The following is a 24,913-nucleotide window of genomic DNA, read 5'->3' on the forward strand; positions in this document are numbered from 1 at the left end:
GCAACACTTACCAAGCAAAGGTTACCCCGCCGCGTGCGCCTACTTTACCCGTGTCAGTACCGAAACCTGCACCAGTTGAGATAGTGATACTGTCACTGACTCGACCAGCGAATGAGGCGCTGATGGCTGAGCTGCTATTGTAATAGCCCGTACCGATAGTCATGGCGTAACGCTTACCTGAAGGGATAACTGGGGTTTCCATCGATAGAGCCATCGCAATACCATCTTCTGCTTCATCTAAGCGGTCTTCTTGACGGTTGTATTGACTACGCAAATCGTTGAATTGTCTTGATGTTGCTAGGGACTCCATATTAAGAGTACCTAGCGTACCACTTGCATCCGTTGTCACAATATTGGTTACGCCAGATTGTGATAGAGTGCTCTCTTGCAGTTGGTTTGTGCTACCTAAGACGATTTGATTGTCGTTTGCCGCTGCAGCACCATTACCAATAGCGATACCGTTTGAGCCACTAGCAGATGACTGATTACCCAGTGCTACTGATCCTGAACCTTGTGCTTGCGCAGCTTCACCCACAGCAGTAGAGCGTTCGCCCGTTGCAGATGCCAGATGACCAAAGGCCTGTGCACGAACGCCACTAGCGGTTGACTGCCAGCCGATTGCGGTCGCACCCGCTTGCGTCGCTTGGGCTTGCGCGCCGATAGCAGTAGAAGAGGTACCAGAAGCGGTCGTTTGACGCTCGCCGCTTCTATCGCCGCCAACCGCTACACCATCGAGACCTGAGGCGACTGAGTTATTACCGATAGCAATTGCATTGTCTGATTCAGCACTAGCATCTTCGCCTACAGCAAGTGAGCGTACGCCAGAAGCACTGGCTAGATGACCAAAAGCCTGCGCCCTCTCTGCGGTAGCCGTTGCACGCCAACCCACAGCGGTCGCACCTGCAGTCTCACCCGTAGAAGTTAGAGAGCCTGCGTTTAAATCTGTACCATCCGCCACTGTTCCGGTAAAGGCTTCGCCGCCTAATACCGTCGTCGAATTACCATTGGCTTGAGTCTTGTTACCGATAGCCACGGTATCGTTAGTCCCGCCAGCAAAAGCGTCTTCACCGACTGCGGTAGAACGAACACCAGTAGCACTGGCTAAATGACCGACTGCGGTCGCTCTCTCTGCCGTAGCCGTTGCACGCCAACCGAGGGCAGTCGCACCTGCTGTCTCGCCTGTAGAAGTTAGAGCACCTGCATTTAAATCTGTACCATCAGCCACTGTTCCAGTAAAGGCTTCGCCGCCCAATACCGTCGTCGAATTACCATTGGCCTGCGTCAAGTTACCGACAGCCACAGTATCATTGGTTCCACCAGCAAAAGCTGCTTCACCAACTGCTGTAGAGCGCACACCATTTGCTTGAGCCAAATGACCGAATGCTTGCGCACGCTCTGCATTTGCACCCGACTGCCAACCGATAGCAGTGGAACCAGGGCCAGTTGCCACTGATTCGCCACCAACCGCTGTCGTAGAGTTGCCTTGCGCGCTAGCACCAGCACCGATTGCTACAGCGTCATTACCATTGGCATTTGAGCCAACACCATCTTCGTCTAAGTTCCCGTCATTATTGACATCATTATTACCACCAATCGCGATAGCACCGTTACCTGTCGCCGTTGCATCCTCACCGACAGCAACTGACTGAACACCGATTGCAGAGGTCTGATGACCCAGTGCGGTTGATCGATTGCCTGCAGTAACTGCTTGCCAGCCGATAGCAGTAGCACCAGGACCACTCGCCACTGACTCGCCGCCAACCGCTGTAGTTGAGTTACCAGTTGCTGTGGAGTCTGTACCAACAGCAAGCGCATCTACACCTGTTGCAGCCGCATTGACACCGCACTCTAGAGCGGTGGCATCAGTGCCTGCATTACAGTCTGGAGTGGTATCAGCAAAAGCAGAAACCGAAGTCAATGTTGCTGCAGCAACTGCTAAAGTGAGTGAGCTAAGCTTAAGTGCTGAGCGCTTTGAAAATTCCTTTTGCATAATCTTATTCCTTTGATAAAAGCTCCTACGAGCCTTGTGGTTGGTACGACAAGTGTGAGTAAAGGCGTATTGACCCCCATATTTATAGGGCATTTATCTAAATGATTTAATGGTTTATTGTCTCTGTGATAGTAAGAACCTCTTAACAATGTACACGGAGTCGTAACAAAAATCGACTAATATTTCGCTATTGTTTGAATATATTTTTTATTGGATAGCAGTGCTTTATCGTCATTTAAGGACAGGTGTTAAGTGGGTGTAGTCGTTGTACTCTTGAGAAGATTTACAGCTAAAATATACTGACTAAAGAGCCGCTATAAAAAGTAAGAGTCGTTATATAGACATGGTGCTATAGCAAGTGAAAAGTCAGGAAAGTCAGGAAAGTCTTGAACATACAACAATACGATTGAAAAATAACAGGATGCCAGAGGACAAGGTCGTTTAAATGACAGGATTGAATGTTTTTTCCAAAGAAAATGATTGAATAGTAAAATATTGCGGAGGAAGTAACCCTTATGAGGCGTAAACTTGTTAAAATAGGGCACCAATTTATCTATTGATGGACATCGATTTATGACCACTGCCGCTGCCACTCCTACAATCAAAGAAGATCGCATCTTAATCCTCGATTTTGGCTCGCAATACAGTCAGTTAATCGCCCGCCGTGTGCGCGATTCTGGGGTGTTTTGTGAGATGTTCCCTTATGACATCGATACTCAGCGCATCATCGATTTTGGTGCAAAAGGCGTCATCTTATCAGGTGGTCCTGAGAGCGTTCATGCTGAAAACAGCCCACGTATCAACGATGCAGTGTTTGAGCTAGGCGTGCCCGTATTAGGTATCTGCTACGGTATGCAAGCGATGGCAGATCGTTTCGGCGGGCAGGTTCATGCTAGTGATATTCATGAGTTTGGAGCCGCGACCATTGATGTCACTGGTCATTCACAGCTCACTGACGGTATCGAAGACAGCAAGACTGACGGCGCGGCTGCTAAGCTAAACGTTTGGATGAGTCATGGCGATAAAGTCATCGAAGCGCCTGAAGGCTTCGATATCATCGCCAGCACGCCAAGCTGTCCGATTGCAATTATGGCCAATGATGACAAGCAATACTACGGTCTACAGTTCCATCCAGAAGTCACGCATACGCTACAAGGTCAAGAGTTGCTGGGTCGTTTTGTCCATCAAATCTGCGAGTGCGCAGGTGAGTGGACGCCAGACAATATCGCTGATATGCGTATCGCACAGCTAAAAGAGCAAATCGGTGACAAGCAGGTATTGCTAGGTCTATCGGGCGGTGTCGACAGTTCAGTCGTTGCCGCGCTATTGCATAAAGCAATCGGTGATCAGCTGACTTGTGTGTTTGTTGATAATGGTCTATTGCGTCTGCACGAAGGCGACCAAGTGATGCAAATCTTTGCCGAAAACATGGGTGTAAAAGTCATCCGTGTTGATGCTGAAGATTTGTTCTTAGATGCGCTAGCAGGCGAGTCTGATCCAGAGAAAAAACGCAAAATCATCGGCAAGACATTCATCGACGTATTCGCTGATAGCGCGCGTCAAGTGAGCGAGCAGAGCGATGGTAAAGTCGTTGAGTTCTTGGCACAGGGTACGATTTATCCAGACGTTATCGAATCTGCTAAGTCGCATCAAGGCAAAGCCCACGTGATTAAGAGCCATCATAACGTTGGCGGTTTGCCAGATGACTTGGCATTCAAACTGATTGAGCCGTTACGTGATTTATTCAAAGATGAAGTGCGCAAGCTTGGTATCACATTGGGCCTACCAGCCAAAATGATCTATCGTCATCCGTTCCCAGGTCCAGGTTTGGGCGTGCGTATCCTTGGTGAAGTCAAAAAAGAATATGCTGATATCCTGCGTTTGGCTGATGCTATCTTTATGCAAGAGCTTGAGCGTTCAGGCTGGTATGACAAGACGGCACAAGCATTTGCGGTCTTCCAACCTATTAAGTCTGTCGGCGTAGTCGGTGATGGTCGCCGCTATGCGTGGGTAATCGCGCTACGTGCGGTTGAGACGGTAGACTTTATGACGGCTCGCTTTGCACATCTGCCGTATGATCTGATCGAGACGGTATCGAACCGTATCATGAATGAAATCGCTGACGTATCACGCGTGACTTATGATGTGTCGAGCAAGCCACCTGCAACGATTGAGTGGGAGTAGTCCGTTTAAGTATTCTAAACAGTAACGGTGTTAACCGAGCGCAGATGTACAAACACGTACTATCTGCGCTCGGTTGCCTTGTTACCATCTTAGACTACGTAAACTTATCTAAATAGCTTTTCAAAGTAGCTTTTTTGAATTGATATACAGCTTGTCGTAAATAAAAAAGCACTCAACTTAGTTGGGTGCTTTTTTTTGTTGTTACAAGTACCTTATTGGTTTAGACGAGCTTCGATAGCAATAACTGTATCTATTAATCTACTGTTAAACTCTAAATGATCTAGAGAGTAGTGAGCTTTTCGATGACATATAGGACACAACGCGATAACGTTTTGAGGTAAGTCTGCCCCACCGTCTGCCAACCTAGTTAAGTGATGGACTTCAAGGTAAGGTCCAGACTTAGTTTCAAATGGAGCTATCTCGTTACACCCTTCGCATATGCCGTTAGCTCTTTTCTTAGCATAAAGCTTAATTGCTCTACTACGGTTTTGGATAGACTGAATTTTTTCTTGTGTACTTCCTTGGGTTGGTGTTGAACTTAAAGCAATCTCTCGTAGTTTTTGTAATGACTGGCCTTTGCTAGGCTTAGTAACGTACATCGCTTTAGGTGATTCAACTATTTTGGAATTTAGAGTGTGAGCTGCATCAATATTTCGATTGTTAACTATATCTAGATGGAAAATGATAGCCTCACGAAGATTACCATTTCTATCTGGTCGCTTTTCAATATGATGAAAAACATAATTGCATGTTCCTAAAAGCCGTACATAACCTCGTGATGTAGATTCAAAGAGTAGGATTTCTTTATTGTTTTTTTGATGATCGCGAATAGCTAAATTACCTTTAGACATTTTCATGTCACCCTCTTGTCCTTCACCTGTGTATTTAAAGGTACCATTAGGATCGAAATCGTCAATATATCCATACTCGCTACCAGAATCACCTGTAAATATAAATATATATGGATGAGCGGCAGGAGTAGCTATACCACCATATTGTTGGCCCTTATATTTACCGTGTATATCAGCACGCCTATTATAAATTTCTCCTATCTCAAACAATTTAACTTCCTTATTACTAATACTCTATGAAGATATTATAGTAAACTTAAGTTTGTTAAAGTCAATTCATGTTTTTCGACTTTTTATCCTAAGTCTCAATATGAACGAATTTTCCATTGTATATATGCCAAAAAAAGCGGTGCTCTTTTAGATAAAGAGCACCGCTACTATTTATAAAATTCGACCTTAAGCTAAAATCCTAACCCTTCACATTTACTACATAACGCCCAACCACTTTGCTAGACATAAAGCGATCTAAGTATTCTGGCGTTTGCTCTAGCGTAATCTCTTCACCATAGCTCTCAATATTAGGCAATTTCATATCGGTGGCGACACGTTGCCAAATCGCTTCTTTATCAGCCAACGGGATATAGACCGAGTCGATACCCAATAGTGACACGGCACGAGTGATAAATGGCATGACCGTCATGGAGAACTCAGCACCACCTGCTAGACCACAATTGGTCACTGCGCCGCCCGCTTTGGTTTGCTTGAGCAAGTTAGATAGATACTCACCGCCGAGGGTATCGATAGCGTTTGCCCACAGCTCAAGGCCGACAGGTTTTTTACCGATTTCATTGATGGTATCGCGATGACGGACTTCGCTTGCACCCACTTCTTTTAGATGATCGCTCTGCTCTGGCTTACCTGAGAACGCAATCACCTCGTAGCCGAGCTGCTTTAAGATAGCGATACTGATCGTACCGACGCCACCTGTTGCCCCAGTGACAGCAACTGGACCATCACTTGGTTTTGCGCCCATTTTCTCTAGTTTTTGGACACTGAGTGCTGCGGTCAGTCCGCCTGTACCATAGGTCATCGCTTCTTTTAGCGTCAGCGTCTCTGGACACGCCAGCGCCCAATCTGCTGGGATAGAGATCATTTGACCCAGACCGCCGTCGGTATTCATACCGAGATCATAGCCGAATACCAATACTTCTTGCCCTACGCTAAACGTGCCTGACTTATCACTGACGACCACGCCCGCTGCGTCGATACCAGGGGTATGTGGATATTCTCTCGTGATTCGCTTGTTGCCTGACGCCGACATTGCATCTTTGAAGTTCAATGATGAGTAGTGTACTTCAATGAGTAGGTCGTTCTCTGGTAGGTCGCTGACACTACGCTCTTGGATACTTTTTTTAAATTCACCGTCGCTGGTTTCTTCGACGACGAGTGCTTTGAATGTTGTGTTGTTTGACATGGTTATATCCTTATTCGGTTTTATTATGGGTACTTATTGATGATGGTGTAGCAACTATACTAGCGCCGCACTATGGTTAGAGACGTCTGGTCAAAGCAAAAAAGCCCACAGTATTATCTGACGAGTAATACGAGCGGGCTCTTTTGGATGTCATGTTACCTCTCTAGAGGACAGTCATTGTAAGGGTAATATATTGCTTACGGTTTTAAAATAACCTTGCCTTTTTTGCTTGATTGTACTTTTCCAGAGACGGCAGTTGTGATGTCATCCAGACTATAGATGGCTTCGATAGGGAGTTTTAGGTCGCCATTAGAAGCGCGCTCTAGTAGCTCATCGATCAGACGTTGTTTGTTATCGAGATCCATTTCTTGACTGGTTTTGCTGCCCCAGAACCCTTTTACCACCGCTTGTTTAAAGATCAAGCTACCAGCGTCTAGTGCCATTGGCTTGCCTGACATGATACCAAATGAGACCAGCGTGCCTTTGCTACCCAGTAGTGATAGCAGCTCATTGCTTGAATCACCGCCGACCGAGTCAACGGCTGCGGTAATCTTGTCATCACCGATGATGGCGCGGACTTGGTCTTTCCAATCATCGTCAGCGGTGACGACGTTGTTTTTAATATCGAGTGCAGTCAGCTCTTCAAGCGACTCTTTACTACGCACCAGATTGATGGTATTCACGCCGCGCGCAGCAGCGAGCATGGCTAGTGTCTTACCGACTGCGCCATTTGCAGCGTTATGAATAATCCATTGACCGCTATCGACTTCTAAGAACTCTAATAGCATCAAGGCAGACAATGGCATAGCAATCAGCTGGGCTGCTAGCTCGTCTTTGATACTGTCAGGTATGACAAATACCATATCAGCAGGGGCGACAAAATACTCGGCCCATGTCTCATGTACACTAGCGCACGCTACTCGCTGACCGACACTGAGATCTGTGACGTCGTCGCCGACAGCATCGATGATACCTAGCGCTTCACTACCACCGATGGCTGGCATCTCAGGCTTATAGCCGTATTGACCACTGACGGTTAGCAGGTCATGGTTGTGAATAGGGGAGAGAATGGTTTTGATGCGGACTTCGTTGGCAGCAGGCTGCGGCATGGGACTGTCGCCCACGCTTAATACGTCGGAGGGTTTACCAAAACTGTTATGAATAGCACTACGCATGATGATTTCCTTTGCTTATTTATGATTTTATTTATAAGTATATTAAGAGTCTGAATAACCAGCTAAAACATGATGTTATCAAGGTTATTCACCAATATTTTTTTGTTCGAGTGAAAACAATACCACGATAATGATAAATATAGGCCATCGATTCACAAAGATACTATACTTGAAAAAGGATACTATACTTAAAAATAGACTGGTCGTCTAGACAGTGGATACATTCGTGCTAAATGGATTTTATTATAGAAAGCTTGGCTTACATCGGTAATATTTTTGTCTGCTACATTATGGTCTAATAAAACTCAATACGACTGAGGACATGCTCTTGTATCATATAGGCACAGATATACGCGCTCGGCCACGCAAAGATAAAGGCCAGTCCCCAAGAGTGCATCAATTCTGCAAAAAAGCCATCAACGTAGCCTACTTTTACCAATAATAGCGCTGACGAGATGATAAGCGACATCATCATCGCCATCAGACCTGTAAAGATAAGGCGATAGAGCTTGCGGCGGATGCGTATTCTGATAGTGGGGAAGTTTGTCATAGTGTTCGGTGTCCTACAGGATGGTAGCAAATAGCGACGCTCAGCCTATGATGCTGGCGTATGGTATACATCTACGGTAATTAACAAACGTAGCCGACAGGATAGTTGGCTACGAGCGCACATGATACGCCTCAAAAATGAGTAGGTAAAATCGTTATTATTAATGGTAGTAATCGTTGTATATTGATTACAAGGGTTTTGTGTTGAGCAAAATAGCATTGGTGTAAACGCGCACACTATATATAGCCAGCGTTGCTACGATAATTGGCGATGAGCCAGACGATAAAATACCTAGGAGAGTGACATGGCAGATCAACAACAGCGAGATTTTGAACAACGAACATTGGGCATCATCGGCGGTATGAGCTGGGAGAGCACCGAGAGCTATTATCGCCTGATTAATGAAGGCATCAAACATCAGCTTGGCGGACTACATTCAGCAGACTTGATGATCTATAGCGTGGATTTTGCAGCGATCAATGAGTTACAAGAGCAAGGTCAATGGGATGAGCTGGGTACGATCATGGCTAGCAGCACTCAGCGTTTGCAAGCAGCTGGCGTGCAAGGAATCATGATCGCCTCCAATACGATGCATAAATTGTTTGATAACGTAGCAGCTGTCACAGCGCTGCCGTTGATTCATATCGCTGATGCGACTATCGAGGCTATCAAAAAGCAAAACCTGACCACAGTAGTACTACTCGGTACGCAGTTTACGATGACTCAGGACTTTTATAAGCAGCATCTGATCGATGCAGGCTTGCAAGTGCTGATACCAGAGCAGGATGCAAGAGTAGAGGTACACCGTGTCATCAAAAAAGAGCTGTGTGTCGGTGAGTTTAAAGACAGCTCACGAGAATATTATCGTCAAGTGATTAAGGACTTGGCTGCGCAAGGAGCAGAAGGCGTGATATTAGGCTGTACAGAGATTGGTCTACTTATCAAAGAAACCGATAGCCCGATTCCTGTATTTGATACCACTGCTATCCATGCTGCGGCTGCGGTAGAGTTTTTGTTAAATCAATAAAGGCAGTGGAAAAGGCTAGAGCACAAAAGGGTGGCATAAATAAGTGTTGTGCAACTCATTTACTGATAACTAATAAGGATGTTTTGATGTCATTGATGCGTATATGTTTTCCTCTTTTCTTGGCTTTGTCTGTTGCCAGTTGTACAACGCCTAATAGTTTCACCGTTGCCACAACCCAAAAAATCATCCAACACGAGCGCAATAAGTCTGATCTGACCACTAAGGTATTTACACTGGCGTCAGGTGAGCAGCTGACGTATGCCGAAAACAACAATACCGCTGCTGAGCCTTTATTGTTGATTCATGGGTTTGGTAGTAACAAAGACAGCTTTACGCGTGTTGCAAGCGAGCTTGGAGACTATCACCTCATTATCCCAGACCTACTAGGATTTGGTGACTCAAGCAAGCCCGATAGTGCAGACTATCGCGCAGACGCACAGGCTCAGCGCTTACATGAGTTGATGCAAGCGAAGGGCACCGCTTCAAACCTTCATCTAGGTGGTAACTCAATGGGCGGTGCTATCAGCGTGGCATATGCAGCAAAGTATCCAACCGATATCAAAAGTCTTTGGCTCATCGACAGTGCAGGATTTTGGTCAGCAGGTGTCCCAAAATCACTAGAAAATGCCACGCTTGAGAACAACCCACTATTGATCAATAAAACAGAAGATTTCTACAAGCTGTATGAGTTTGTCATGTACAAACCGCCTTATCTGCCCAAAACAGTGCAAGCAGTCTTTGCCCAAGAGCGTATTGAAAATAAAGCGCTACATGCCAACATTCTTGAGCAAATCGTGGTAGACAATGTCGAGACACGTGCCGCAGTCGTCGCAAAATATAATCTCCCAACGCTGGTCGTTTGGGGCGAAGAAGACCGAGTTATCAAACCTGAAACCACAAAGTTGATCAAAGAAATCATCCCACAGGCGCAAGTCATTATGATGCCTAAGGTTGGCCATGTGCCGATGGTCGAGGCGGTAGATCAGACGGCTGAGGATTATAAAGGGTTTCGCGACCGGCTAAAAAGTAAGTAAACCTATAGCTGTTTTACCAACCGTTCAAGCAGGTCAAGTGTGCTTTCTTGTTTGACTAAAGCTACCCCTTGTCCTGCCCATAATGATAGATGTTCTGCATCAAGACTATGAGTAGCATGCGCGCGCATAGACTTAGTCATAGCATTGAGTTGCGGGTAGGGTGGTAGCACATCCGTGTTCTCAAACTGAGCAAAATCACGTAGATAATCGTTTAATAAACCACGAGCGAGCTTACCTGAAAACAATCGAGTTAAGCGTGTCTCACTACTGCGTAACCCTTGCCTGGCATCAATGAGAGCTTGTTTATACGTGTCATTAATACCGCACTGATCTGTGGTCAAAAACGCTGTTCCCAGTTGCGCAAGCTCAGCACCAGCGGCTTGTACTGCCTTGATATCTTGTGCTGTCATGATGCCACCTGCTGCAATCAACGGAATCTCTGTGCATGCGCGCGTTTGGCTAATCAGTGTCAGCAATCCCAAAGGATCGGTTTCGCTTTGTGGCAACCAGCCACCGCGATGACCGCCAGCTTCTGCCCCTTGTACACAGACCGCATCAGCACCAATCTCGCTCCATGCTTTGGCTTCTAATGGATGATTTGCCGTACCGATGACGCATGTGCCGAGACTTTGCAGACGCTGAACTTGCTCAGCACTGATAAGACCAAAGGTAAAACTGGCAACAGGCACAGGGTTGTCATAGAGTACTTGTAGCTGATCTGTGAAATTTTGAGCAGGGCGTTCAGGTAATTCGGCGACTATGCCATTCTCTTGATAGTACTCACTTAGCCAAGCAGGTATAGCGGTATCAAAAATGTTCGAATCATACTCGGAGAGCACCATCAGATTAATCATAAAAGGACGGTCGGTCAGGGTCTTAATCGTATTGATTTGGCTATTCAAAACATCTGGTGCGGTCATGCCAGATCCCAATGAGCCCAACCCACCAAAGTTACTTACCGTCGCTGCCAGTTCAGGTGTGGTTGCGCCTGCCATCGGTGCTTGGATGATCGGGTAGGTTAAGTTTAGAGTATCAAGTAAGCTCATGAATGGCTCCTTTTTATTAGGATATTTGCATGGCTTACTGTAGCAGAGGAAGGCAGTGCGCGTGTTAGATAGTGTTTATTTAGTTTCTGAATGAAGAGGTGAGTTTTGACTACAAAGTTGTAGTTAAAGTAGTTGGCTATAAAACTGTAGTTGAAGCTTGTTAATACATATACTTGAGATTACTAAACACCTAGTCAAAGAAAGTTGGAAATAACTAATGAATAAAATATCTTCAATTACTCGACGCGATATATTTGATTCTATTCAGATAGGAAGTATCGATTGGGCTGGAAGGTTAGATGAAACCACATTTTTATCCAGACTTTATGATTTAGAAAGCCTCTCTTCAACTGATAGTAGGTATCCAAATGCTAAAGGTGATATTTGGCAGCATATATTTAATAACCACGATTGGGATGACGACTGGGTTTTTTATGATAGTAGGTTCAATTTGCTAGATTGCAACGATAATATCTTTCTGGATTTCTTGTGTCATATGATACATCCAGTAGTAAGAACAGATAGAGAAGAAGTAAAAATGCTTCTTGATATCTTCAATAAAATTCTAAGTCATGACGATTTTGAAATTGTCGAAGCAGTTCATATTTTTAATAGACCAACTTTTAGTGGAAGAAAAAAATTTACTGGCAAAGCTTCTATAGAAAAAAAAGGTAATGAGATTAAAATCATTTTTAACGCTGATTACGTTTCTCAGCAGATTAATTTAATGGAATCATCAATTGAGACTTCACCTTATCAAGCGATAGGAGTAGCGAAGGAGTTGATTGAAACTGCTTGTAAATCAATCTTTAAAAGTAGGCAAGAAGAATATAATAAAAACTGGGACTTATCTAAATTAATGAGAGAAACTACTAAACTACTCAAAATTACGCCTGATGATATATCTAACGAAGCAAAAGCGGCGAGGTCAATAAGACAGATTCTAGGTAGTTTATCCGCTGTTATCCAAGGCATTGCAGAAGTTAGAAACGAATATGGCAGTGGTCACGGTAAAGATAGTGAATTTAAAGGGTTACAACCTAGGCACGCTAAGTTAGCAGTTGGAGCATCATCTACCTTGGCTATATACTTACTGGAGACTCATGAAATGAGAAAAGATGATTAAAATTTGTCTTTTGAAGGAGTTTTACCAACTTAGAAAGTAAAAGAGCCAATTATCCAAGCCACCAAAAAGATGACCAAGAAAACTGACCCATTCTTATAACTTGGCTTCTTAATTTTTGCTATTAATTCAACTGCAGCGACCCTTTTGCATTCATCAGCAGCTCAACCACATCATCACCGCTAATCACTTCAAAGCGTTTATCGATATCTGATTCCTCGACTCCGCCATGTTTCATGCAGGCACCGCAGACCAGTACTTGTCCGCCTTTTTCAATAAAGGTCTCAAGCAACTCGTCAGCGGGCTCAAACGGATCGCCAATATCGACACCGTCTAGCGCGTTCGGTTTTGCCAGATGTACCGCATCTACCATGAGTATAACAGTAGCAGAGTGGCCTTTTTTGAGTGCTACGCCAGCCATAGTAAAGGCTAGGGTGATCTTGCTTGGATTTGTTTCGCTATTATCAAATAACGTACCGACAAAATCCGTCATGTTAGCCATATTATTCTCCTTATAGGACTATTTTTGGGTGAGTCAAATATAATACTCACTATTATCCTAACATTTATTATATGTATTTATATAATGACTTGTTATGGAATAGTAGTCATAAGGTGACTTGTTTGTGACGTGACTTTGACTTGTCTGTAATGTGCTTTTTCATGGCTTTGACGTGCTTTTAATCAATGTTCAGCAGCGCCACTTTTAGCTAAGTGGTCTATTCATTATTATTATATCTGTTACCAATCTGCCCATTATTCCGTTGGCGGCCATGGACGATCAGCATCGCTTTTAATCCATTCAGCCACGTAACCCGTTGGCGGTAGTTCCCAGTCAGACTGTCCTAATGCTGCCAGCACCTGTGCCGTGTCTATTACCCGTCCACCTTTGGTCACACCTGTACGCAGTAATCCAGACGAGCAAGGCTTGCCCTTGACCCACATGGATTGCTCGATATAGAGCCAGCGCGCATCGATACCGACAATTTTGGTCTTTAGCGTGACTTTGTCAAAGGCGCGAATACGCTTACGGTATTGGATAGTACTGCCAGCGATGACCAAACCCCAACGCTGTTTTAGGAGCTGGTTGCCAAGACCCGTCCGTACCGCAAAGTCCATACGACCCAAGTCATATAGCGTGAATACGCGACCGTTATTCATTTCCAAAAAGTTATCGATATCGGATAAGCGGCAGCGAAACTGAATCTCACTGGTGTCTTTGAACGTCAGTGTGTCACCCCGTTTTGCTTTTATGGCAGCATGAGCGATGGTAGCGGCATAGCGGATAAATGGATACATAGAACACTCTCAAAAGTTTGTAAACGTTGGCGTTATTATTTTGTCATTGATGACACTGGTGTCATTGATTATTTATCGTTAGAGACTACATCTTGAGAAGGCTCGCTAATGGAAGCCAAACCAATCCAATTAAAATAAGCACTAACCGTTTCAGGTATCCAGTTAATATCGAATTTTGAAATCTTAGACTTTTTAGCACTGGTGACAGACGGTTTGCTTTTGGCATGAGCACTGTCTGAACGATAGCGCAGATAACCGATATGTCCACCGTGTTCTGTATCCAATATAGTGACGCTATCAGAAACATCGTTTGGCGTCGCGGTAAAGCCAATGAAAGGATCGTCTTTTGCACTAATTAACAGTAGAGGCTTGGTGACATTGATCAAGTAAGGTAGGGCAGACGAAGAGTGGTAATAGTGATTGTTGGAGCGGTAGCCATGACGGGGCGCGGTAAAGATATCATCGAAGTCGCTGATACGATTGACGGCTTTGATAGCATCAATTTCTTCTTTGGTGATGTCGTTCGCCAACGCTTTTTTGATAATTGGATTGAGCAGATAAGGCGTATAGATACGATGACTCAAAAAGCTGTGCATAGTAATGGCAGCCGATGACATATCGACGGGAGCAGAGATGACTGCCGCGCCTTTGCAAATGGCTTCGTCACCATACTCGCCCATATATTTCGCTAGTGCGTTACCACCAAGTGACACGCCAGCCGCATAGATATTGGCATACTGTGCACGTAAGTTCTGTAGCGCGTGATGCACCTCATTGGTATCACCGGCATTATAAAAAACTCGTCCATTAGCTGGAATACCGCCACAACTACGAAAGTGCACCACTACAAAATGCCAGCCTTGCGCGTGCATCTGGTAAGCCAATGCGCGAGCATAGTGACTGTCACTGCTGCCCTCCATGCCGTGGAATAGGACAATCAACGGTGTTTGCTCAAGTGATCCATCAGTCGATGAATTTATAGGATGCGCATCATAAAAGTCGTAAGCAATATCGGTTTCACTTAAGGAATCTTGCATCACCACACGGCGATACGTTGGTGCTTTGGGCGCAAAAAATTTAGGCAAGATGCTCTGCAAATGAGGGTTGGTCAGCCAAAATGGTGGCTTAAAGGGAGCTGGAGAAAAAGGTGTGGTCGAGGTGGACATATAAGGATCTTATTTAAGGAGGGTTAAAAAGTAATGTTTTTTATCATAACGCCAGTGCCTACGAAAACCAATGATTTTCAGTGAACGCATGCTTACTGAAAAACAGCTACTGAAAGTAGTTGTTCCAAAGCATTTTCTAAAAGCAGCTATGGAATACAGAGACTGAAAGCAGCAGTTGAAAAAAGCGACTAACAATAAAGCTGTCTAAACTAACGGACGAGAGCAGTTAATCCGATCTTTTAATTTTTTGGCTGATTCAACACGCGACCATCCATTGCCAGACGCTCTTTTAAATTCTCAATATCTGCCTCAGCAAGGGTTGCGCTCAAAATAACTTGTTTGCTGTATGCGACATCATCAACACGCCCACCAAGACTCTCTATGATATAGCGGCATTGTGCCTCAGTCGCAAACGTCGCCAGCACCTGCACTTGTGCCATCGGTACATAGGGGCTCAATATCATCTCATCAACAGCTGCTTGTGCCGCGCCTGCATAAGCACGAGTAAGACCGCCAGCACCTAATTTGATACCACCAAAATAACGCACCACGATGATAATCACGTTGCCGATGGACTTGTGTTGCAGAACATTTAATATCGGCCTGCCAGCCGTACCGCTTGGTTCACTATCATCATCGAACCCTGCACTAGTGGTGTTGTCAGGGTCACCAACGATATATGCCCAGCAAAAATGACGGGCATCAGGGTACTGCTCGCGTAGTTGTTCCACGTGAAACATAGCTTGCTCGCGGGCGGTCACAGGATAGGCATAAGCAATAAACTCGGACTTTTTGATTTCTAGGCGCGCGGTAACCGCACGTTTTAGCGTTTGATAGCTCATATTTCATCAGGCTTAGGTTGGATATGTTAAACTGGTCTGACTGTCACTGGCTTTTATATTGGGCGCAGTGTTCATTCAATTTTTCATTATAGTACCATTTCTAACCATCGAAGATAACGAGGCGCTCACGGCTGAGAGCTGGCATCGTTAATTTCTGATTTAGGGCTGGTATCATAAAACCGATGGTAGTCATAGTATGCGTTTAGATAAATTTATTAGTAAAGCCACCGAGCTGTCGCGCAAAGAATCAAAAAAGATCATGCACGCCGGCGAAATCACTGTGAACGATCAAGTGGTCAAAGACCCTGGTCTACATGTCGATATCGTCAATGACGATGTGATGTGGGCAGGCGAGCCGCTGTCAGTGGCTACTGGCAATCGCTATATCTTGTTGTATAAGCCTGAGGGCTTTGAATGTACATTAAAAGCTAAAGAGTATCCAATCGTCACCGAGCTGATTGCGGTACCAGAACTGGGTAGCTTGCGTATTGCGGGACGTCTCGACGTCGATACCACCGGCGCACTGCTCATGAGTGATGATGGTGGCTGGCTACACCGCGTCACTAGCCCCAAGCACGAGCATGCCAAGGTGTACGAGCTGACCTTGGCAGATGCGATGGATAGCGATTCACAAGAGAAAGCTGTGAAAAAAGTCGCCGAAGGGATTCTATTAGAGGGAGATTTTGAGCCAACCAAGCCTGCTGTTCTAGAATTCATTGATGAGACTCATGCACGCCTGACACTAGAGCAGGGTAAGTATCATCAGGTCAAACGCATGATGGGCTATTTTGGCAATAGAGTCACTGAATTGCACCGCGCTAGTATCGGTCATATCAATTTAGACGGTTTGGAAAAAGGTGATAGCCGCTTCTTAACACCAGAAGAAGTTGCCAAGTTCTAGTTATAGACTGGATTTACTCTTCGCACTATCATTTTTAGACCATTGTTGTACAACTCATGAGCAGCCGCGACACCGTGTGCTGCTTTTTGCTGTCCGCTGTTTTTGTTTACCGTTTTCATCCACGGTGCTTGTGTTGCCTATCTCTTAAGATTAGGTAGCAGTTTTGCGATTTGGGCCATTTATCACTTTGCAAAACCAACCTATGTGCTACAGTTATTTTTATTTGTAGCATGACTTGTCTATTATCACTTGCCGAGTCGGATTTGCTCAGTATGCCTGAGTCGTAAAAGCAATCATTATCGAAAAAATATCATTATCGAAAAACTATCGCTATCAAAAAACGGTCATTATCAAAAACCAGATAGGAACCCTTCAGTGACATTATCTGTATTAAAACCTGCCAGCCTAATCGGCGTTATATTGCTAGCAACCACTGCTTGCGCTCAGCCAAGCTCCGCAGATGCTAGCAGTGCTCAGTTAAGCAACAATAGCCAAAGCGCAAAAACAGCCAAAGCGGTAAGTACGGCTATCGATCAGCGCTTGCGCCAAGTATTGACCCAAGCAGGTATCAAAACGCAAATTACCTCTATCGTGCCTTCCAACTTACCTAATATGTATCAAGTAAACTTGGCAGGGCAGTTGCCGTTGCACATCACTGAAGATGGTAGATATGTCATCCAAGGTGAGCTGCAAAAGAATCCAAGCAAGCGGGTAGTGACCAAAACACCAGCACGTAGCACGAGTGCGCAGGTAGGCAAACCTGTCAGTGCTAGCGTCAAATCTGACATGCTAGCAAATATGGCAGCGCTGAAAAACATGAGTGCTAAAACGCCATTCTTTTATACTGCCGTACCGGGCGTGATTTGGGGAGCAACGCTAGAAGGTGTGCCGTTTTTACTATCAGATGATGCACAGTACATTACTGATGGTGAAATATCAGTGATCGAAAACGGTCAATTTATCGGGCTCGATGAGAATTTTGAAAAGCGCAAAAATCAGTCTGTATTTGCGACATTGGATAACAGCCAGTTGATTACTTATCCAGCGACTAGCCCTGAGAAAGCCGTTATCTATGTGGCAGATGATGTGAACTGCCCTTACTGCCGCCGATTGCATCAGCAAGTACCATCGCTCAATGCAAAAGGCGTGACGGTCAATATCATCGGCTATCCAATATATGAAGCATCACCTGAGCAAATGCGGGGTATCTGGTGTCAAGCTGATGAAGACAGTCGTCGTCAAGCATTTGATAAGGCGATGCTACAAGGTCAGATGACACCTGCATCCTCAAGTTGTACCGTCGATCATGTCACGCCCAATCGTGAAAAAGCCGCGGGACTCGCGGTAATGGCAACGCCAGCCATTTACCGTGAAGATGGTGTGCTATATCAAGCGAGTTTTGAAAGCCCTGAGTTCTTAGAGTTTCTGGGCATAGAGTAACGACGTCAGCGTCATACAACATTCATAATTCATGTAGCCCCGCACTTCAAGCAAACAAAAAACCGCCTTATGACGCTACGCATAAGGCGGTTTTTTTGTTTTATATACTAGTAGTTCGAATACCATGGTTTAAGGGCTATAGTTTGAACGCTATAGTTTTAAGATCGTTGGCTGTCAAAAATAGTTATGGCAGCACCACATCCACAATTTTCCATCCAATCAAACCTTCACGCTGCATCTCGATAGTAAGTGGATAGCCTTTCACTTGACCACTAACATCGAAGCAATTGATACCGCAATAGCTCAATGTTGGTTTTTCGCTATCATTGCCTTGGGCGGCCTGCTGCTCAAGCTCAGCCGCTTGTTTTTTCATGACTTGCTGCATTTGGATTTTGACCACAGCATCTACGTCGCCGCGTTGAATAATTAAGCTTTGAATAAGGTTTTTTAGATCAACCTGATCACTAGCGATGGCCCATGCAGCAGCCAGCTCTTTGGTGGCTGTGTTGGCCTGGCCTTGGGTATTGATGAGTTTCTCGATGTTTTGCGGGGTGATGGCACCGTCGACGGCTTGCGTAATAAAGCCATTTGCCGCTTGGGTAAGTGGCTCACCACCCAGCTCAGCGATCAGCGGGTACTTGGTCAGGGTCGTTGCAAATTGACCAGTCAGCTGGTTTTGAATACTTGGTCGTACCTGCTCATAATCAATAGCCGCTGCGATAGTGGCCCCATCTTTATCATCATAAGCGTTTTTGAGCTGATAGGCGCTGTAGTAAGGGGAGCCTGCATAGACGACTACCGCAATGATGATCAATAAGAAAATCAGCTTTTTCATAAGACTTGGCACCTTGTTGCATGTTGTCGCAAACGTTGTCGCTATAGATATAAATGACGGTAGATATGGCGGTAAATATTAGCACGACTGGACATTACTTCGGTACGAAAAGCTGTGTAGCAACCTTAATAAATCGTGTATATCGCGATTTAACAGCGCTAACTATGAATTTGATGGCTTAAGCGCTTGATAAATCAGCAGACCATCTCCATAAATAGCGCAAACTTTTTATAATTGATTTGGCTAAGCGGCCCCACCAAACTTGCTCGTCGCATCCACTTGTTATTAGCCCGTGATATCGTTGTTTGTTATGTTTCATATGAAACCTGATGATGTAATCACGTATGAATAAAGAGCTAATGAGCAACGTTAATCAGTCAACGAGCTGGCGGTACTGCGAAGACGATAGGAGAAACCATGAGTAAACGCGATTTTTATGAAGTATTAGGTGTCAGCAAAACCGCTGATAGCAAGGAAATTAAGCGAGCCTACCGCAAGCTTGCTATGAAATACCATCCAGATCGCAACTCTGATGACCCTGACTCTGATGACAAATTCAAAGAAGCGTCGATGGCTTATGAAGTGCTAAGTGACGAAGAAAAGCGCTCAGCCTATGACCGCATGGGTCACGCTGCTTTTGAGAATGGTATGGGCGGCGGCGGTTTTGGTGGTGCAGGCGGTGGCAACTTCCAAGACATCTTTGGCGATATCTTTGGCAACTTTGGCGATATTTTTGGTCAATCACGTGGTGGCGGCGGTGGACGTTCACGTCGAGGCTCAGACTTACGCTATGTCATTGAGCTGACATTAGAAGAAGCGGTACGTGGCTGCAAAAAAGAAATCAGCTTCACCGCACCAGCGCCCTGTGATACCTGTGATGGTAAAGGCGCAAAAAACGCCTCTGATGTCGTGACCTGTCAAATGTGTCATGGTCAAGGTCAAGTGCGTATGCAGCAAGGCTTCTTTGCAGTGCAGCAGGCTTGCCCGCAGTGTGGTGGCTCTGGTAAACAGATCAAAAACCCATGTCCTGACTGTCATGGTAATGGCGTCAAAGACAAATCACGCACACTAGAAGTGTCTATCCCAGCAGGCGTCGATGATGGTGACCGCGTTCGCCTAGCAGGAGAAGGTGAGGCGGGCGGTGCAGGTGTACAGAACGGTGATCTGTATGTCGAAGTACGTGTCAAACAACACAATGTCTTTACCCGCCAAGGCGCTGACCTATACATGGACGTACCTGTTAGCATCACCGATGCAGCATTAGGTAAAGAAGTTGAAATCCCAACCTTAGATGGCAAAGTAAAGATCAAAGTCGCAGAAGGTACACAAAGTGGTAAATTGCTGCGTGTACGCGGCAAAGGCGTGACGCCAGTACGCACCACAATGAAAGGTGATTTGATCTGCCGCGTTGTCATCGAGACACCTGTCAACTTGACACGTGAGCAAAAAGATCTGTTACGTCAATTCCAAGATACTTTGGATGATGACAGCAAACATCAGCAGTCACCACACAAAAAATCATTCTTTAAAAAAATCGGCGATTTATTCGATTAAAAAATAGTCTGACTAAGTAGCTAGTACTAAACTAAGCCCAAAGGTTTCACATGAAACCTTTGGGCTTTTTCTTGTGCTGATAAAAAACCACTCAGGTAATGATATTTGCTAAACTTACGATAAATGATATTCACAATAATCCCAGTAAATATAAAGTATTTAAGGTAGAGAGATGAATCAACAAACAAATGAGCAAGCCATCAAAGTTGGTGTGATCGGTGCAGGTGGTCGTATGGGCCGCATGCTTATCGAAGCCGTACAGAACAATTCAAAAACTATGCTTAATGCCGCGATTGAGCGCCAAGGATCTAGTCTCGTCGGTGCTGATGCAGGAGAGGTTGCTGCTATCGGATGTTTAGAGGTACAGATTGTTGATAACCTAGAGACTGTGATTAACGACATCGATGTGCTGATTGATTTTAGTCTGCCTGATGCGACCGAGCAAAATATGCAAGTCTGTGCTGAGCACAAGGTGGCAATGGTTATCGGTACGACTGGGTTCAATGAAGCCCAAGAGCAAGTACTAGCAAAAGCAAGCGAAGCAATCGCCATCGTGTATGCTGGCAACTATTCGACGGGCGTAAATTTATCATTAAAACTACTTGGCATGGCCGCAAAGGCATTTGGTGCTGATGCTGATGTAGAAATCATCGAAGCACATCATAAGCATAAGATTGATGCGCCATCTGGGACAGCCTATATGATGGCAGAGGCTGTCGCCGACGCCCGCGGACAAAATCTAAAAGATGTTGCTGTCTATGGCCGCGAAGGACAAACGGGCGAGCGTGAAACAGGAACCATCGGTATACATGCCGTACGCGGCGGCGAGATCGTGGGTGACCATACCGTAATGTTTATCGCAGATGGTGAGGTGGTTGAGATCACCCATCGCGCACGAGAGCGCATGACGTTTGCCGCAGGTGCTGTACGTGCCGCGACGTGGGTAACCGAGCAAGCAGTTGGACAGTACAATATGCAAGACGTGCTGGGTCTAAATGAGTAGACGTGATCACTGAGGATTTAAAGAAACAATGGCTTAAACAGACAGTGGTTTAAATAGACAGGGATTTAAACAAACAGAGACATACAGGTTTTAAGACTGAAAGAGACGAGGCCGCAAACAACAAGGAGAATGCCTGTGAGTAATATCAAACGCTATACAACGTATAAGCTGGTTGGTGCGATTTCTATAGCCAATATTGCTCGCAGTGCATGCCTTCCTGTATTTGCACTCAGTCTAGCTGTCCTACCTATTGCAGTACAAGCCAATAGCACTCAAACCTATGTGATTGATACTTACGGTGGCGAGGCACTATTGACCCCTGTTAGACAACAATTGAATAGCACCGCTGATGGTGGTACGGCAAGTGTGTATCAGGACAAGCTGATACTGAGAACCACACCTCGCAATTATCAAATGATACAGCAGCTACTCAGCCAGATTGATCGTCAGCCGCAAGCGCTCACCGTTGCGGTACGTGTTGGGAATATTCAGGACAGTCAGAGTAGCACTCAGCAGGGTCAGGTCATCATTACCAATCGCGGTATCCAAGGGTCAGGGATTATCAACCAGCGTCGCAGCCAGCAGCAAAGCAATAATCTATACCAAGTACAAACGCTATCTGGCAGCGCGGCCAGTATCAGTACAGGCACGCTCTACTCACTCTACAATACTAATATTTATTCAAGCCATACCCGACCCTCAAGACAAATCATTATCCAGAATCAAGTATTGCTACCGACTAGCAGAGGCATCGCTGTTTTACCAAGGCTACTGTCAAACGGACAGGTTGAGGTCACACTATCTCAAGTTGAAGAAACATTAGCTAAAAACGGAGTTGCACAATCCCATTCGCCTTATCGTCAAAATAGTTATGACAATAATATGGTCGATGCTCAAAGATTGAACAGTACGCTCATTGTGCCACGTGGACAATGGGTGACGATTGGTCAAATCTCACAAACCTCAATCAGTAGCGGCAGTCGAACGTCTAGTAGCAATAATAACGCACCGATTGCTTTATTGGTTCAATAGCTTCTAAATCAAACAGCCAACCACAAAAAAAGCGCGGTGCTGTGATTGATCTATAATCAATAGCGCCGCGCTTTTTTATGGACAACAGGTTTGAAGGCTAGTCAATATAAACCACTTCGAGCGGCGGAAAACCGTTGAACTCTACTGATGAGTAAGAGTTGGTATAAGCACCAGTGGTGAGCCAGTAGATTTTGTCACCAATCTCAAGCTCTTGAGGCAGCTGATAACCAGCTTCTTCGTACATAATGTCGGTTGAGTCACAGGTTGGGCCTGCCAGTACGACGGTACCTTCGCTGGTTGAAGTTTCCATCTTAGGCGTATAGACAGGATACTTGATGGCTTCGCCTAGCGTCTCGATCAAACCTTGGAATAGACCGACATCCGTGTATACCCAGCGGGTCAAATCGGTATCTGATTTGCGCGAGATAAGCACGACATCACTGACCAGCACACCTGAGCCACCAACCAATGAACGACCTGGCTCCAAGATGATTTCAGGCATCTCTTCAGCGTTGTAGTCATCGGTTAAGTAACTGGTAATCTCTTCGGCATAAACCTTGATCGGGTTGACTTCACTGATATAGTTGGTTGGGAAACCGCCGCCCAGATTGATCATCTGTAGCTTGATGTCTTCTTCGTTTTTCATCCAATCAAACATATATTTGACCTTGGCCAATGCATCATCCCATGCAGCCACGTCTTTTTGTTGACTGCCTACATGGAATGAGATGCCATACGGTACCAAACCCAGCTCGCGTGCTTGAACCAACAAATCAATGGCCATATTAGGGTGACAGCCAAACTTGCGCGATAGTGGCCACTCTGCGGTCTCTGAACCCTGAACCAAAATACGAACAAACACTCTAGAGCCTGGGGCATGTTTGGCAATATTTTTGAGATCAGCTTCTGAGTCGGTAGCGTATAGATCGATACCCTTTTCAAAAGCGTATTTGACGTGTTCGGCTTTTTTGATGGTATTACCATAAGAGATGCGAGAAGGCTCAACACCGCAGTCTAGCACTCGATCAAGCTCATAGATTGACGCGCAGTCAAAGTTTGAACCAAGCTTTGCTAATAAGTTGATGACTTCTACCGCAGGGCTGGCCTTCATTGCATAGTGCAATTTGGCAGTCGGAAATAGACTGACCATTTCGTGGTACTTTGTTTCTATGCGACTAAGGTCTACCACCAGAAATGGGGTCTCACGACCTTCGGCAGCTTTGGTAAATTTCTGCCAGCTGGCAGGTTCAAAATATTGGTCGATTTTGATCATTGTCATAGTAATAAACCTTTAGTAAAAACAATACCCAACAAAAAACGTCGCCACACCGTGAATGTTATAGAGTCACAGTTACGTTAGGCGAGACGATATTAAGGATAAGAAATTTAAGAGTTGAGGGTTTGTGCTTGCTTGTCAGCCGCCTGAGCTTCTTGTTTTTCACGTATTTTGACGACTTTACGAACTTTATCACGCGCACGAGTTTGCTTTAGACGAGAGAGGTAATCGACGAATATCACACCATTTAGATGATCCATTTCATGCTGGATACAGACAGCAAGTAAGCCTTCTACTTCTTCATCAATGACGTTACCCTCACCATCCAAAGCCTCGATGCGTACCTTGGTAGGACGTTCTACTTTGTCATAGACGTCGGGCACAGATAGGCAGCCTTCTTCATAGGGTTTTTTGTCATCTACCAAGGGCGTGACTTTTGGATTGATGAATACTCTAGGAGCAGTTTTGTCTTCAGACAAGTCCATGACGATAAGCTGAATGTGACGATCGACTTGGCTAGCAGCAAGGCCAATACCTTGAGCATCATACATCGTCTCGATCATGTCAGCGATTAAGGTTTTGATTTCAGCTGTCACTTCCTTGACAGGTTTGGCAATCGTGCGCAAACGCGGGTCTGGGTAACTTAAGATAGGGAGTAGTGCCATAACGCTCACCTCAATGATAGGGACAAAATAGGGTTGATATTATAAGATAAATGGGGACAAAAGTAATGCTTATCAATACTTTCCCGTTCATATTAGGTTCTATGAGTCTATAGAATAGAGAGGTTGATGTTTGGTGATACAAAAAAACCTCGCTTGTTGCGAGGCTTCTTTGAGTGTTTCGTGTGACTGCTAACTATGTGCAGCAATTATGCACGGCGTTTGTTTACAATCATTTCATACAAGAATAGCAAGATAATGGCACCGATTACTGAGAAGATAAGACCAGTGAAGCCACCATCCGCATTAATACCAATCAAGCCTGCAATGAAGCCACCTAGCATAGCACCGACGATACCTAATACAATCGTCATGATCCAACCCATAGGGTCACTACCTGGCTTGATAGCACGTGCCAATAAACCTGCGACTAGACCTACGATAATCATCCAAATAAAGCTCATGTTATTCTCCTAAATTATTAATATTTATAATATGTCGTTAATTTG

Annotated in this window: 23 protein-coding genes; 9 read left to right on the plus strand and 14 right to left on the minus strand. The window is 45.1% G+C overall.

The window, feature by feature from the left end; translation table 11 throughout:
- Window positions 1–7: 7 nt before the first annotated feature.
- On the minus strand, window positions 8–1,990 hold the full coding sequence (locus ACTXGL_RS03615) for a YadA-like family protein (protein ID WP_443524947.1): 1,983 nt from the start codon (window positions 1,988–1,990) through the stop codon (window positions 8–10).
- Window positions 1,991–2,563: 573 nt separating this feature from the next.
- On the opposite strand from ACTXGL_RS03615, the gene guaA reads away from it, so the two are divergent.
- The gene (guaA, locus tag ACTXGL_RS03620; protein WP_443524948.1) at window positions 2,564–4,174 is read left to right on the plus strand and encodes a glutamine-hydrolyzing GMP synthase; all 1,611 of its coding nucleotides are present in this window, start codon (window positions 2,564–2,566) and stop codon (window positions 4,172–4,174) included.
- 212 nt (window positions 4,175–4,386) lie between these two features.
- Here the strand turns inward: guaA and ACTXGL_RS03625 are convergent, their stop codons facing one another.
- The 4 genes from ACTXGL_RS03625 to ACTXGL_RS03640 all read right to left on the minus strand — a co-directional run bounded on the left by ACTXGL_RS03625 (window position 4,387) and on the right by ACTXGL_RS03640 (window position 8,164).
- The gene (locus tag ACTXGL_RS03625) at window positions 4,387–5,235 is read right to left on the minus strand and encodes an HNH endonuclease (protein WP_443524950.1); all 849 of its coding nucleotides are present in this window, start codon (window positions 5,233–5,235) and stop codon (window positions 4,387–4,389) included.
- A gap of 199 nt (window positions 5,236–5,434) precedes the next feature.
- Window positions 5,435–6,439, minus strand: a complete 1,005-nt coding sequence (locus tag ACTXGL_RS03630) for a YhdH/YhfP family quinone oxidoreductase (protein ID WP_443524951.1) — start codon at window positions 6,437–6,439, stop codon at window positions 5,435–5,437.
- A 197-nt stretch (window positions 6,440–6,636) separates the two neighbouring features.
- Window positions 6,637–7,614 carry a zinc-binding dehydrogenase gene (locus ACTXGL_RS03635; protein WP_443524952.1) on the minus strand — a complete coding sequence of 326 codons (978 nt, stop codon included), beginning with the start codon at window positions 7,612–7,614 and terminating at the stop codon, window positions 6,637–6,639.
- 295 nt (window positions 7,615–7,909) lie between these two features.
- Window positions 7,910–8,164 carry a DUF2798 domain-containing protein gene (locus ACTXGL_RS03640; protein WP_319050797.1) on the minus strand — a complete coding sequence of 85 codons (255 nt, stop codon included), beginning with the start codon at window positions 8,162–8,164 and terminating at the stop codon, window positions 7,910–7,912.
- A 304-nt stretch (window positions 8,165–8,468) separates the two neighbouring features.
- Here ACTXGL_RS03640 and ACTXGL_RS03645 point away from each other — a divergent pair, with 304 nt between their 5' ends.
- Window positions 8,469–9,191 (plus strand): aspartate/glutamate racemase family protein, encoded by a 723-nt coding sequence (locus ACTXGL_RS03645; protein ID WP_443524954.1) that lies wholly within the window; start codon window positions 8,469–8,471, stop codon window positions 9,189–9,191.
- A gap of 86 nt (window positions 9,192–9,277) precedes the next feature.
- Complete coding sequence (locus tag ACTXGL_RS03650; protein WP_443524956.1) at window positions 9,278–10,225, plus strand: alpha/beta fold hydrolase; 948 nt, start codon at window positions 9,278–9,280, stop codon at window positions 10,223–10,225.
- Between the two features lie 2 nt (window positions 10,226–10,227).
- Here ACTXGL_RS03650 and ACTXGL_RS03655 read toward each other — a convergent pair whose 3' ends face one another.
- Window positions 10,228–11,271, minus strand: a complete 1,044-nt coding sequence (locus ACTXGL_RS03655; protein ID WP_443524958.1) for an NAD(P)H-dependent flavin oxidoreductase — start codon at window positions 11,269–11,271, stop codon at window positions 10,228–10,230.
- Window positions 11,272–11,488: 217 nt separating this feature from the next.
- Here ACTXGL_RS03655 and ACTXGL_RS03660 point away from each other — a divergent pair, with 217 nt between their 5' ends.
- Window positions 11,489–12,397: an abortive infection family protein gene (locus ACTXGL_RS03660; RefSeq protein WP_443524960.1), complete on the plus strand. Its 909-nt coding sequence runs from the start codon at window positions 11,489–11,491 to the stop codon at window positions 12,395–12,397.
- 121 nt (window positions 12,398–12,518) lie between these two features.
- Here ACTXGL_RS03660 and ACTXGL_RS03665 read toward each other — a convergent pair whose 3' ends face one another.
- The 4 genes from ACTXGL_RS03665 to ACTXGL_RS03680 all read right to left on the minus strand — a co-directional run bounded on the left by ACTXGL_RS03665 (window position 12,519) and on the right by ACTXGL_RS03680 (window position 15,701).
- Complete coding sequence (locus ACTXGL_RS03665) at window positions 12,519–12,896, minus strand: DsrE family protein (protein ID WP_443524962.1); 378 nt, start codon at window positions 12,894–12,896, stop codon at window positions 12,519–12,521.
- Window positions 12,897–13,150: 254 nt separating this feature from the next.
- Window positions 13,151–13,693: an acyl-CoA thioesterase gene (locus ACTXGL_RS03670; protein WP_443524964.1), complete on the minus strand. Its 543-nt coding sequence runs from the start codon at window positions 13,691–13,693 to the stop codon at window positions 13,151–13,153.
- Window positions 13,694–13,761: 68 nt separating this feature from the next.
- Window positions 13,762–14,859 carry a YheT family hydrolase gene (locus ACTXGL_RS03675; protein WP_443524966.1) on the minus strand — a complete coding sequence of 366 codons (1,098 nt, stop codon included), beginning with the start codon at window positions 14,857–14,859 and terminating at the stop codon, window positions 13,762–13,764.
- Between the two features lie 239 nt (window positions 14,860–15,098).
- A complete protein-coding gene (locus ACTXGL_RS03680; RefSeq protein WP_443524967.1) occupies window positions 15,099–15,701 on the minus strand; it encodes an IMPACT family protein in 603 nt (200 codons plus the stop codon).
- A gap of 196 nt (window positions 15,702–15,897) precedes the next feature.
- Between ACTXGL_RS03680 and ACTXGL_RS03685 the strand changes: the two genes are divergently transcribed.
- Both ACTXGL_RS03685 and ACTXGL_RS03690 read left to right on the plus strand, forming a co-directional pair.
- Window positions 15,898–16,602 (plus strand): pseudouridine synthase, encoded by a 705-nt coding sequence (locus ACTXGL_RS03685; RefSeq protein ID WP_443524968.1) that lies wholly within the window; start codon window positions 15,898–15,900, stop codon window positions 16,600–16,602.
- Window positions 16,603–16,977: 375 nt separating this feature from the next.
- Window positions 16,978–18,042: a disulfide isomerase DsbC N-terminal domain-containing protein gene (locus ACTXGL_RS03690; RefSeq protein ID WP_443524969.1), complete on the plus strand. Its 1,065-nt coding sequence runs from the start codon at window positions 16,978–16,980 to the stop codon at window positions 18,040–18,042.
- Between the two features lie 184 nt (window positions 18,043–18,226).
- Here ACTXGL_RS03690 and ACTXGL_RS03695 read toward each other — a convergent pair whose 3' ends face one another.
- Complete coding sequence (locus ACTXGL_RS03695; protein WP_443524970.1) at window positions 18,227–18,877, minus strand: DUF2939 domain-containing protein; 651 nt, start codon at window positions 18,875–18,877, stop codon at window positions 18,227–18,229.
- Between the two features lie 417 nt (window positions 18,878–19,294).
- On the opposite strand from ACTXGL_RS03695, the gene dnaJ reads away from it, so the two are divergent.
- The 3 genes from dnaJ (at window position 19,295) to ACTXGL_RS03710 (ending at window position 22,466) form a co-directional block, all read left to right on the plus strand.
- A complete protein-coding gene (gene dnaJ / locus ACTXGL_RS03700) occupies window positions 19,295–20,431 on the plus strand; it encodes a molecular chaperone DnaJ (protein WP_319050784.1) in 1,137 nt (378 codons plus the stop codon).
- Window positions 20,432–20,603: 172 nt separating this feature from the next.
- Window positions 20,604–21,434 (plus strand): 4-hydroxy-tetrahydrodipicolinate reductase, encoded by an 831-nt coding sequence (dapB, locus tag ACTXGL_RS03705; RefSeq protein WP_443524971.1) that lies wholly within the window; start codon window positions 20,604–20,606, stop codon window positions 21,432–21,434.
- 135 nt (window positions 21,435–21,569) lie between these two features.
- Window positions 21,570–22,466, plus strand: coding sequence for a hypothetical protein (locus ACTXGL_RS03710; RefSeq protein ID WP_443524972.1), 897 nt, complete (start codon window positions 21,570–21,572; stop codon window positions 22,464–22,466).
- A 97-nt stretch (window positions 22,467–22,563) separates the two neighbouring features.
- Here ACTXGL_RS03710 and ACTXGL_RS03715 read toward each other — a convergent pair whose 3' ends face one another.
- The 3 genes from ACTXGL_RS03715 to ACTXGL_RS03725 all read right to left on the minus strand — a co-directional run bounded on the left by ACTXGL_RS03715 (window position 22,564) and on the right by ACTXGL_RS03725 (window position 24,868).
- Window positions 22,564–23,739: a type III PLP-dependent enzyme gene (locus ACTXGL_RS03715; RefSeq protein ID WP_319050873.1), complete on the minus strand. Its 1,176-nt coding sequence runs from the start codon at window positions 23,737–23,739 to the stop codon at window positions 22,564–22,566.
- A 113-nt stretch (window positions 23,740–23,852) separates the two neighbouring features.
- Window positions 23,853–24,407 carry a peptide deformylase gene (def, locus tag ACTXGL_RS03720; RefSeq protein ID WP_319050781.1) on the minus strand — a complete coding sequence of 185 codons (555 nt, stop codon included), beginning with the start codon at window positions 24,405–24,407 and terminating at the stop codon, window positions 23,853–23,855.
- 206 nt (window positions 24,408–24,613) lie between these two features.
- Window positions 24,614–24,868, minus strand: coding sequence for a GlsB/YeaQ/YmgE family stress response membrane protein (locus tag ACTXGL_RS03725; RefSeq protein WP_319050780.1), 255 nt, complete (start codon window positions 24,866–24,868; stop codon window positions 24,614–24,616).
- Window positions 24,869–24,913 lie beyond the last annotated feature (45 nt).

Origin of the sequence: Psychrobacter sp. T6-6 (assembly GCF_052258185.1) — a bacterium.
Lineage (GTDB): Bacteria > Pseudomonadota > Gammaproteobacteria > Pseudomonadales > Moraxellaceae > Psychrobacter.

Bases quoted from the DNA above. Each gene is read 5' to 3' on its own strand.
- ACTXGL_RS03630 (WP_443524951.1), bottom strand. From the start codon at position 6,439: ATGTCAAACAACACAACATTCAAAGCACTCGTCGTCGAAGAAACCAGC.
- ACTXGL_RS03680 (WP_443524967.1), bottom strand. From the start codon at position 15,701: ATGAGCTATCAAACGCTAAAACGTGCGGTTACCGCGCGCCTAGAAATC.
- ACTXGL_RS03695 (WP_443524970.1), bottom strand. From the start codon at position 18,877: ATGAAAAAGCTGATTTTCTTATTGATCATCATTGCGGTAGTCGTCTAT.
- ACTXGL_RS03665 (WP_443524962.1), bottom strand. From the start codon at position 12,896: ATGGCTAACATGACGGATTTTGTCGGTACGTTATTTGATAATAGCGAA.
- ACTXGL_RS03655 (WP_443524958.1), bottom strand. From the start codon at position 11,271: ATGAGCTTACTTGATACTCTAAACTTAACCTACCCGATCATCCAAGCA.
- ACTXGL_RS03640 (WP_319050797.1), bottom strand. From the start codon at position 8,164: ATGACAAACTTCCCCACTATCAGAATACGCATCCGCCGCAAGCTCTAT.
- dnaJ (WP_319050784.1), top strand. From the start codon at position 19,295: ATGAGTAAACGCGATTTTTATGAAGTATTAGGTGTCAGCAAAACCGCT.
- ACTXGL_RS03675 (WP_443524966.1), bottom strand. From the start codon at position 14,859: ATGTCCACCTCGACCACACCTTTTTCTCCAGCTCCCTTTAAGCCACCA.
- def (WP_319050781.1), bottom strand. From the start codon at position 24,407: ATGGCACTACTCCCTATCTTAAGTTACCCAGACCCGCGTTTGCGCACG.
- ACTXGL_RS03650 (WP_443524956.1), top strand. From the start codon at position 9,278: ATGTCATTGATGCGTATATGTTTTCCTCTTTTCTTGGCTTTGTCTGTT.
- dapB (WP_443524971.1), top strand. From the start codon at position 20,604: ATGAATCAACAAACAAATGAGCAAGCCATCAAAGTTGGTGTGATCGGT.
- ACTXGL_RS03635 (WP_443524952.1), bottom strand. From the start codon at position 7,614: ATGCGTAGTGCTATTCATAACAGTTTTGGTAAACCCTCCGACGTATTA.
- ACTXGL_RS03615 (WP_443524947.1), bottom strand. From the start codon at position 1,990: ATGCAAAAGGAATTTTCAAAGCGCTCAGCACTTAAGCTTAGCTCACTC.
- ACTXGL_RS03670 (WP_443524964.1), bottom strand. From the start codon at position 13,693: ATGTATCCATTTATCCGCTATGCCGCTACCATCGCTCATGCTGCCATA.
- ACTXGL_RS03645 (WP_443524954.1), top strand. From the start codon at position 8,469: ATGGCAGATCAACAACAGCGAGATTTTGAACAACGAACATTGGGCATC.
- ACTXGL_RS03685 (WP_443524968.1), top strand. From the start codon at position 15,898: ATGCGTTTAGATAAATTTATTAGTAAAGCCACCGAGCTGTCGCGCAAA.
- ACTXGL_RS03715 (WP_319050873.1), bottom strand. From the start codon at position 23,739: ATGATCAAAATCGACCAATATTTTGAACCTGCCAGCTGGCAGAAATTT.
- ACTXGL_RS03725 (WP_319050780.1), bottom strand. From the start codon at position 24,868: ATGAGCTTTATTTGGATGATTATCGTAGGTCTAGTCGCAGGTTTATTG.
- ACTXGL_RS03660 (WP_443524960.1), top strand. From the start codon at position 11,489: ATGAATAAAATATCTTCAATTACTCGACGCGATATATTTGATTCTATT.
- guaA (WP_443524948.1), top strand. From the start codon at position 2,564: ATGACCACTGCCGCTGCCACTCCTACAATCAAAGAAGATCGCATCTTA.